Below are 9351 nucleotides of genomic sequence, written 5' to 3' on the forward strand. Positions count from 1 at the left end.
AAAGTTATTAGCCATAGGGCTTTTGGTTATCGTACTGAAAACACATTTAAGCTGGCTCTATATCATGGCTTGGGAAAGCTACCTATGCCAAAATTGACCCACAAATTCTTGTGAGGAGCCAAAAAATTATTGCATGTACATATTATCCCGGTTTTGAGTTTATCAGCCCTTTAAAAACAGTGTCTCCCTAAATGAATGTGGTCAAAGAATCGGTAGAAATGTCAGAACAGAAGAATGATAAAAGCAAGCTACAGGTTTTTTTAGATATTTTTAATAATATCCTTGGGTCTGTTCGTGAAGCCCTGGTTTTACTTGATCCTGATTTGAAGGTCATAAAGGCTAATGATGCTTTTTATCGGACCTTCAAGGTTGTTAAAGATAAGACAGAGGGAGCCTTAATATATGATCTTGGTAACAGGCAGTGGGACATCCCGCGCCTGCGAGAATTGCTTGAAAATATTCTTCCTCATAATTCAACATTCAATGATTTTGAGGTGGAATACAATTTTGATGCAATCGGCCATAAAATTATGCATCTCAACGCCAGACAGATTTATAGCGAGTTTAATGGCACCAGGTTTATCCTGCTTGCTATAGAAGACGTTACGGAACGTGAGTATTATAAAAGGCGCCTTGAAGATCTTGTTGAAGAACGAACAGCCGAAAGTACCACTGCAAGGGAGGAGGCTTTAAAGGATAAAAAAAGTGCTGAAGAGGCTCTTCACGAAATAAAAAAACTGAAAGACCAGCTTGAGGCAGAGAGGGCATATCTGCAAGAAGAAATTAAAGTAGAGTACAATCATGAGAACATAATCGGACATAGCGACGGTCTAAAATATGTACTCTACAAGATCGAACAAATCGCCAGCACCGAGGCAAATGTCCTGGTGCTTGGTGAAACAGGTACAGGAAAAGAGCTTGTCGCCAGGGCAATTCACAGCCTGAGTCAGCATAAAAAGAGGGCACTGGTCAAGGTGAACTGTGCCACACTGCCCTCAAACCTTATCGAAAGCGAGTTGTTCGGGCATGAAAAAGGTGCTTTCACCGGAGCCCATTCCAAGCATACAGGACGATTTGAGGTCGCTGATGGGACCACCCTTTTTCTGGATGAAATAGGGGAGTTACCGTTTGAGTTGCAACCCAAGCTGCTCAGGGTTATTCAGGATGGAGAATTCGAAAGGTTGGGCAGTTCTCACACTGTCAAGGTCAAGGTGAGAATTATAGCCGCGACAAATCGCAATCTGGAAGAGGAAGTCAAAAAAGGCCGGTTCCGTGAGGACCTATGGTACCGTCTTAATGTCTTTCCTATTACCATGCCGCCCCTCAGGGATCGTTTGGAGGATATACCTCTTCTTGTGGAATTTTATATCAAAAAGATCGCTAAACGAATGGGTAAGTCAATTGAAGTCATTCCTTCAACTGTAATGAATAGTTTGCAGAGTTATCACTGGCCAGGTAATGTCCGTGAACTGGAAAATGTGCTTGAACGTGCGATAATAAATTCGTCAGGAGCTAAATTACGTCTGATGGACGAACTTCAAACTCAGACAAAATATTTATCAAACCCTGGAAAAAGTCTGGAAGCCATTGAACGTGAATATATTTTACAAATTCTGGACCAAACACAATGGAAGGTCAGCGGGAAAAACGGGGCCGCAGAGATATTGGGGCTCAATCGTAGCACTTTACGAGCGCGGATGCAGAAACTTGGCATTTCAAGACCACGTTGAATGTCCAAACTTGAAAGGCTGATAGGAGCTTGATTGTTTGATGTTTAAAAGTGGTCATATTTAAACATTTCCCATATATGACCACTTTTTATTACCAACATCACCATAAAACAGTTTCCTACTTGATTCAGATTTCAATGTTAAAACAATATGTTGCATTATTACATTACCTTTTAACCTTTCTGGCATGAAGCTTGGATATACCATAATATAATTCCGGAATTTTTTGACTGTAGCAGAGGTGCTTAAATAAAAGTTCTGATGGACTTTACTTGTCTGTTATGGACAAGTTGCGCCTTGCCTTATTATTAACTGTACCGGAAAACTCTATTGTTCAGCAACATGTCAGAGATTTCAATAAGGTATAAAAATTATTATGGGAGATACAGTTATGTTTACTATTGAGATGAAGGATCTAATTTCTACTATAGCAAAGATGCTTGTTGATAAACCCGATCAGGTCATTACCTCAGAGATAAAAGGGCAACAGGTCTCGGTGATTGAATTAAAAGTGGCACAGGAAGATCTCGGAAAAATAATAGGTAAGCAAGGACGCACCGCTCATGCCTTAAGAGGCATCCTTATGGCAGCATCAGCAAAATTAAAAAAGAGATGTACCCTGGAGATACTGGCGTAAGGATATAACTCAACATATACCCTGAGTGGTTTAAATTGTGATGGTCATATATAACCATTAACCATATGCGACCACTGTTTATCAATAATCTGACATTCACCCCAACCTTTTATGGTCTATATTAACTATTTTAAATCAAGAGGTTATAACTATTGAAATAACTCTTAACCGTCATGGCATGAAGATTGGATATATAATATTTAAGCGTAAGTTTTTATTTGCAGACTTCACAGAAAGAGATCTGGATTTGGAAATATTTTCGAATAGAAACAGGTTTCCTTCAACAACATCTTTCTAAAATGTGCGTGCATCTTTTAAAGGCAATCTCAGTGAAGGTTATGGAGCATACGATATGATGGGCCAGAATCCGAATGAGATACTGGAATATGGACGAAAAATGATGAATTACGGCTTTAATGAGGGGGCAGGTGCGTCATACAAATTTTTTAAACCTTAAAGAGCTGTACTTATAGCGGATAAACCTAATGATCTTATCAATTATAATTTTAAATGCCTTACCGGAAAAACGAAAAGAGCTTATGCAGACACTTCTCTCAATGTTTGAGGCGAATAATAAGGAGAAAGGGTGTCTTAGGTATAACATCTTAACCGATATCCATGAAACAACAGTTTTTAACCTGATAGAAGAGTGGAGTACCCGTGAAGACTTAAACAGGTACATAAGGTCTGAGAAGTTCAGCATCATACTCGGTACAAAAAGTCTTTTAGCTGTGCCAATGAAAATAAAAATTCATTCGGTATTCCAAACAGAAGGGATTGATGCCGTATATAACCTGAGGAGTCAATAAAGAAAGGAATGCCAATGAAAGTATTATTGATTTACCCGAAATTCCCTGACACATTTTGGTCTTTTAAATATGCCTTGAGTTTTATACATAAGAAGGTGGCCTTCCCACCCCTTGGCCTTTTGACTGTTGCATCACTGCTGCCTGATGATTTTCAAAAGCGCCTTGTGGATACCAATGTTAACATCCTTACAGATGATGATCTATTATGGGCAGACCTGGTCTTTATCGGAGGGATGGCTGTTCAAAGGGAATCTGCTAAAAAGATAATTGACCGCTGCAAATCAAAGGGGCTAAAGGTTATTGTAGGTGGCCCTCTTTTCACTGCGGAGCCAGAGGCATTTGATAATGTGGATTCGCTTGTCCTGGACGAAGCAGAGACTACTCTTCCCCATTTCCTTGAAGACCTGAAAAACGGTCATACGAAAAAGATCTACAGGGCTAAAGGTTATTGTGATCTCAAGCACAGCCCAGTGCCCTCACTTGATCTGATAAATATAAAAAATTATGCCTCAATGTCTGTTCAATTTTCAAGAGGATGCCCGTTTAACTGTGAGTTCTGCAACGTGACGGTTCTATTTGGTCATAAGTTACGTGTTAAGACAAATAAGCAGGTTATAGCGGAGCTTGATAATATTTACGATACAGGCTGGCGCGGGCCAATATTTTTTGTTGATGACAATTTTATTGGCAACAAAAATATCCTGAAAACAGAGGTGCTGCCTGCCCTGATCGAGTGGCGAAAGAAGAAAAAAGGGTGTGCTTTTTTTACTGAGGCATCTATCAATCTGGCTGATGATCCTGATCTCCTTAATATGCTTGTTAAAGCAGGATTTGATTCGGTATTCATAGGCATAGAATCGCCCGATGATGCATCACTTTCAGAATGCAATAAGAGCCAGAACAGGAACCGAGACCTTCTTCAAAGTGTGAAAACCATTCAGCGTGCTGGATTGCAGGTTATGGGCGGCTTTATTGTCGGCTTTGACAGTGACACACCCTCTATCTTTCAGCGGCAGATTGATTTTATTCAAAATAGCGGGATCGTCGCAGCAATGGTAGGGCTGCTTCAGGCTCCTCCCGGCACTAAACTTTTTGACCGGTTGAATAAAGAGAACAGGGTAACCGAAGAGTTTTCCGGTGACAATGTTGACGGGACTACCAATATCCGTCCCAAAATGGGTATGGATAGTCTTATGGAAGGATACCGGTCAATTATGAAACAGATCTATTCTCCTCATAACTACTACACACGGGTCAGAAATTTATTTGACGAAATAAAAAACACAAATTTTCAAATGTCCATTGATATGCAGAGAATCCTTGCATTGTTCCGTTCCAGTTTCCGTCTGGGTATATGCGAAAAAGAGCGTTTTTATTACTGGCGTCTTTTGATCTGGACCTTGATACGCAGGCCCAGGCTCTTGTCACTGGCTGTCACTCTTGCAATATACGGCCATCACTATCGAAAGATATGTGAAATATATATTTTTTAAATGCTGACAATGGTTCTGTACAGCATTCAGAACCAAAGTTACTACTTTTACTAACCCTATAAAAGGAGAACTGATTATGAATATTTTAAATCTTATCATCGCCATCATAGCCCTGATCATTGCAATTATAGCATTTCAACGAACCGGAGGGGTAAAAGACCTTAAAAAAAATACAGCCGAGCTTCTGGCAAAAGCTGAAAAAAAGATGAGGGAAGAAACACCATCGGTTGAGGAAGAAAAAAAACAGTAGAAAAATAGACAGGAGGAAATATCCCGGAAAATAAATACTGCAAATATTAAATTTTTATTCCTCCTGTCTATCACTATTTAAATCGGGGTATAATAATGAAAATACAACTATTATCGACGGAAAAGGTGATCCAATGGAACTGGCAGGACGAGTCAAACAGGTCAAGGCACAAATAGAAACGACGACAAGTGATTATGACAAGGAGAAGCTGCAGGAACGCCTTGCGAAATTAGTCGGAGGGGTTGCGGTAATAAGTGTGGGAGCCGTTACAGAGGCTGAGATGAAAGAGAAAAAAAGACAGAGTTGAAGATGCTCTTAACGCCACAAGGGCAGCGGTAGAAGAAGGCATTGTCCCGGGGGGCGGTGTTGCATATATACGGGCCATGAAGGTCCTTGAAAAGGCCAAATTTCAGGAGGAAGAGCAGCTTGGCGCGTTTATTATTAAACGCGCACTGGAAGAGCCTTTAAGGCAGATTGCAAACAATGCAGGCTTTGAAGGAGCTGTTGTAATTCAACATGTTATGAAGGGCGAGGGTAATTTTGGATTTAATGCTGAAACAGGTTTGTATGAAGATCTCATGAAGGCGGGGATAATAGACCCAACCAAGGTTACCAGGTTTGCGCTTCAAAACGCAGCCTCTCTGGCAGGCTTACTAATGACCACCGAGGCAATGGTAGCGGAAAAACCTATAAAAAATAGATCTTTGGTGCCAGATGCGTCCCAGGATGACATATATTAATTTCCAGTCAGAGAGGGAATTATCGCAATGAAACTTTATCTTATAAACCCATCCAATCAGCTTACACTTGTTATGTATCCCAAGGACTGGAAATATTATACCCTGACCTTTCCTGTGGTGCGATATAAAAACCTGTCACTTGAGCAGATCATAGATGAAATGGTCTCATGCGACCATGCTTTTTATTCTATACCCAGGATAATTGGCAGGATATAGAGAAATATCATTCAACACCGTGAACTGAAGATCAGCCTGATAAGCGCTGAAGTGTCCACCACAACTCTTTTCACCTGATGCGTTCCTCACGAATCTCATTAATGGTATTTCCCAGCTTGCGCCCTGCAAGTTTAAGCCTTATTTCAGATGCTTTTTCTACAGGAGAGGCAGCATCAAATATCCTTGCCTTCTCAAGGATTGAGAGGGGCTGCTGCTGAATGCTTCTTCTATTTTGCCGGGCAATAAGCTTTATCCAGAATTTGCTTCTTTCTGTATGGACACTAGTCAAAATGTCTAATCAAATTGGAATTTTCTGCCGATCTACTGGTATCATAATAAAGGAGGCTTATTATGAAGGTAGAAAATTCAAGTGTTTACATGGCATCACAGAGGGAATTCATCTCAAGGGATGAAAAGCAGGAAACCTTACGCGTCTGGGTTGATCCACCTCAGGGTAAGGGATCGGGTGAAAAAATCACTATTTCAGCAGAGGCAAAGTGTCTGGCAGGGGAGTGTGAGCCTGATGAAGATGTTATTGAAAATAATTTGACTTCTGACGCAAAAATGACACTGAAGGCATTGCTTGCCGAGATCCTTTCAGGTAAAAAATTCAGGATTTTAGATATCTCTGAATATCAGGGCAATACAGAAGAGGCTGCAATAACAGAGGGTAATGGCAATGCTGAGGCTCCTCAGAACCAGCGTCAGGGATGGGGTATTTCATACGATAAAACTGAAGCACACTATGAGAAGGAGAGTGTCTCATTTGTGGCAGCAGGCGTAATCAAAACCAGTGATAATAAAGAGATAAAATTTGCCCTTGAGCTTGATATGCAGCGTGAATATGCCTCATATGAAAGTTTCAGTTTCAGGGCAGGTGATGCTAAATTAACTGACCCCCTTGTTATAAATTTCAATGGCACCGCAGCAGAGCTTTCAGATGTCCGATTTTCCTTTGACCTTAATTCTGATGGTCTTGATGAGGATGTGCCTCTCTTAAAACCTGTCAGCGGATTTCTCGTGTTTGATATCAATAATGATGGCGTAGTAAATAATGGGAGCGAACTCTTTGGCCCCAGAACAGGCAATGGGTTTAATGAGCTTGCAATGCATGATATTGATGCCAATAACTGGATTGATGAGAATGACCCTGTTTATAGTCAGCTCTATGTCTGGACAATGGATGAAATGGGTGGACAGAGCCTATCCAGTCTGAAGCAAAGAGGAATAGGGGCCATCTATACCGGTAATGTTGCCACCATGTTTGATATGAAGGAGGCAGGAAATGAGCTGCTGGGCCGGATAGTAAGGACAGGCATATATGTGAATGAAGGCGGGACAGCAGGGACGATCCAGCAACTTGATCTGGCGGTGTGAAAAGCAGGCTGAATTCATGAAAGCTAAAGGGTATTGTTGCCATGCCGAATATGCATGGTGAGAGATAGTTAATCAGGCTGCTGTCTGTTCATTATCTTACTGTTTCAAATACTTTAACTAAGTGTGCATTGGCATAAATACAATCGCTTATATTTTTATCACGGAGAGCACAGAGAACACTTGAAAAAATAACAGCATAAAAGGTAAAATCTCCGCGCTTTCCATGTCCTTATATGTTTGAAGTGACGGACTTAAATTGAACCACAAAGACGCAGCCCCCTTCGCCAAGGCTACGGCGCGCCAGGAAGGGCGCTAAGAAAAACAAAATTTATTTATTGATAATATTAAAAAGATTTTCTTCGTGTCCTCCGTGGTTAGTTATTATGTTTTATCCTGACTAAAACGAGTGTCAGTTCGTTGCTCTTTCATCAATAGTCGCCCTGTTGATAATGAGCGGCTCCTTCGGTGTGCCGTTCGGTGAGCCTGCTGTTTCAAGTTTTTTGACCACATCATGCCCTGTTACCACCTCACCAAAGATGGTATGCTTTCCATCAAGATGGGGTGTTGCAGAAAATGTAATGAAAAACTGGCTGCCGTCTGTGCCAGGCCCGGAGTTGGCTGTGCTTAACAGGTATGGCCTGTTGTGTTTCACATTGGGGTTGAATTCACCATCATAGCTGTAACCAGGGTCCCCTGTGCCTGTACCAAAGGGGCATCCTGCCTGTGCCATAAAACCGGGGATCACACGGTGAAATGTGATGCCCTCATAAAAACCCTTTTTTGTAAGAAAGATGGTGCTTGTAACATGCATTGGCGCCACATCCGGCATAAGCCTGAGCCTTATTTGCCCTTTGTTTGTTTCCAAAACCCAGATATATTCTATATTTTTATCAAAGGTCATCATCTCAGGTTTTTTAAGCTGGATCTTCCAGCCTTTGTCACCCAGTAATTTTACAGCCTTGTATTCATTAATTATTTTCTTGATCTCATCCTGTGAAAAGCGGGAAGGCCGTTTATTTAGAACCTCTTTAATGCCATCAAGCATAATATTGTAATCAGGGTCAATATCCTGTTTTTTAAGCAGATTGCCGATCTGAACCCCGACAGCATAGCTCATTTTATCTTTGCTGGTTTTAAGATCATCCTGATTTTCAGCTGCATTTAGTGGAAAAATCATTAATATTTCCAGTAAGATTAATGTGAACAATTTTTTCATAATAACCTCTCCTGTTAGAAATAAAAAAGAGTGAAATAGAAAAGAAGGATAATATGGAATAAAAACCGGCTAACTAAAAAACAGGCCTGCTTTTTGTAATCAAAAGCAGGCCTTATAACCTAGATCTGTTAAAATCTGTTTAATGAGAACTATTTATCCTGATATCCTGCTATTACTCATTTGCAGGCATTACAGAATCAATAGCCTTCTGAGCGCCCTTTTTAACATCCTTGGCTGCATCTTTTACTGCATCTGTAACGATTTCAGTTGCCTCTCCAACCTTTTCTCCTGCCTGCTGAGCCATATCTGTGGCCTCTTCTGTTACAGTAGTAGCTATATCAGAAATTACATCGCCAGCAGCATCATATGCCTCCTCAACCGGGTATGCTTCTTCAACTGTTACTTCCTCTTCAACGGGAAACGCGGGAGCTGACTCTTCTGTTACCGCTGCATCAGGAGCTGCGGCTTCTTCAGTTGGTTTTGAGCAACCGCTAACTACAAAAGCCATAACAAGAATAATCAAAAACAATACGCTAATCTTTTTCATTTTATCCTCCATTTATTAAAAAATTATAAATCTCTGAATTAAAACTATACCACCAAAGTGTAGCTTACATTAAAACCTTTATATTGTTCAAATACGCCGAAAAATTTGGCGGATTATAAACAAGCTTATTAATAATGACAAATAAAAAAATAAAATAACTTTATGCCTATTATTTCCACTTGTCAATCAGTATGCCCCCGGGGAACTGAAAGTCTGTTACAAACCATGTGGTCTGTATGCCACCGCCTGCTACTATAGCCCTTATGCCCCTAGCATTTGTAAAGGGTTTTATCAGCTCTTTGGGTGGCGTTTTCATCCATGTTGCATAGGGTTCAC

The 9351-nt window shown here is 40.7% G+C and carries 10 protein-coding genes and 2 pseudogenes; 8 read left to right on the forward strand and 4 right to left on the reverse strand.

Annotated elements, in window-relative coordinates; translation table 11 throughout:
• Positions 1 to 218 precede the first annotated feature (218 nt).
• The 7 genes and pseudogenes from GX654_06290 to GX654_06320 all read left to right on the forward strand — a co-directional run bounded on the left by GX654_06290 (position 219) and on the right by GX654_06320 (position 5875).
• Entirely contained in the window at positions 219 to 1730 is a 1512-nt protein-coding gene (locus GX654_06290) for a sigma 54-interacting transcriptional regulator (protein NLD36461.1), read from the forward strand.
• 406 nt (positions 1731 to 2136) lie between these two features.
• Positions 2137 to 2367 (forward strand): KH domain-containing protein, encoded by a 231-nt coding sequence (locus GX654_06295; GenBank protein ID NLD36462.1) that lies wholly within the window; start codon positions 2137 to 2139, stop codon positions 2365 to 2367.
• 485 nt (positions 2368 to 2852) lie between these two features.
• Positions 2853 to 3176: an antibiotic biosynthesis monooxygenase gene (locus GX654_06300; GenBank protein ID NLD36463.1), complete on the forward strand. Its 324-nt coding sequence runs from the start codon at positions 2853 to 2855 to the stop codon at positions 3174 to 3176.
• Positions 3177 to 3190: 14 nt separating this feature from the next.
• Positions 3191 to 4669 carry a DUF4070 domain-containing protein gene (locus GX654_06305; protein ID NLD36464.1) on the forward strand — a complete coding sequence of 493 codons (1479 nt, stop codon included), beginning with the start codon at positions 3191 to 3193 and terminating at the stop codon, positions 4667 to 4669.
• 76 nt (positions 4670 to 4745) lie between these two features.
• Positions 4746 to 4919 (forward strand): hypothetical protein, encoded by a 174-nt coding sequence (locus GX654_06310; protein ID NLD36465.1) that lies wholly within the window; start codon positions 4746 to 4748, stop codon positions 4917 to 4919.
• A 133-nt stretch (positions 4920 to 5052) separates the two neighbouring features.
• Positions 5053 to 5659: pseudogene (locus tag GX654_06315) on the forward strand (hypothetical protein).
• Positions 5660 to 5686: 27 nt separating this feature from the next.
• Positions 5687 to 5875, forward strand: a complete 189-nt coding sequence (locus GX654_06320; protein ID NLD36466.1) for a hypothetical protein — start codon at positions 5687 to 5689, stop codon at positions 5873 to 5875.
• A gap of 70 nt (positions 5876 to 5945) precedes the next feature.
• On the opposite strand, the gene GX654_06325 is transcribed toward GX654_06320, so the two are convergent.
• Positions 5946 to 6164 carry a hypothetical protein gene (locus tag GX654_06325; protein NLD36467.1) on the reverse strand — a complete coding sequence of 73 codons (219 nt, stop codon included), beginning with the start codon at positions 6162 to 6164 and terminating at the stop codon, positions 5946 to 5948.
• A 62-nt stretch (positions 6165 to 6226) separates the two neighbouring features.
• On the opposite strand from GX654_06325, the gene GX654_06330 reads away from it, so the two are divergent.
• Positions 6227 to 7252: a VCBS repeat-containing protein gene (locus GX654_06330; protein NLD36468.1), complete on the forward strand. Its 1026-nt coding sequence runs from the start codon at positions 6227 to 6229 to the stop codon at positions 7250 to 7252.
• Between the two features lie 409 nt (positions 7253 to 7661).
• Here GX654_06330 and GX654_06335 read toward each other — a convergent pair whose 3' ends face one another.
• The 3 genes and pseudogenes from GX654_06335 to GX654_06345 form a co-directional block, all read right to left on the reverse strand.
• On the reverse strand, positions 7662 to 8297 hold the full coding sequence (locus tag GX654_06335) for a peptidylprolyl isomerase (GenBank protein NLD36469.1): 636 nt from the start codon (positions 8295 to 8297) through the stop codon (positions 7662 to 7664).
• Positions 8298 to 8640: 343 nt separating this feature from the next.
• Positions 8641 to 8862: pseudogene (locus GX654_06340) on the reverse strand (hypothetical protein).
• 322 nt (positions 8863 to 9184) lie between these two features.
• On the reverse strand, positions 9185 to 9351 hold a 167-nt coding region (locus GX654_06345), incomplete at its 5' end, for a hypothetical protein (GenBank protein NLD36470.1).

Origin of the sequence: Desulfatiglans sp., from assembly GCA_012513605.1 — a bacterium.
Lineage (GTDB): Bacteria > Desulfobacterota > DSM-4660 > Desulfatiglandales > HGW-15 > JAAZBV01.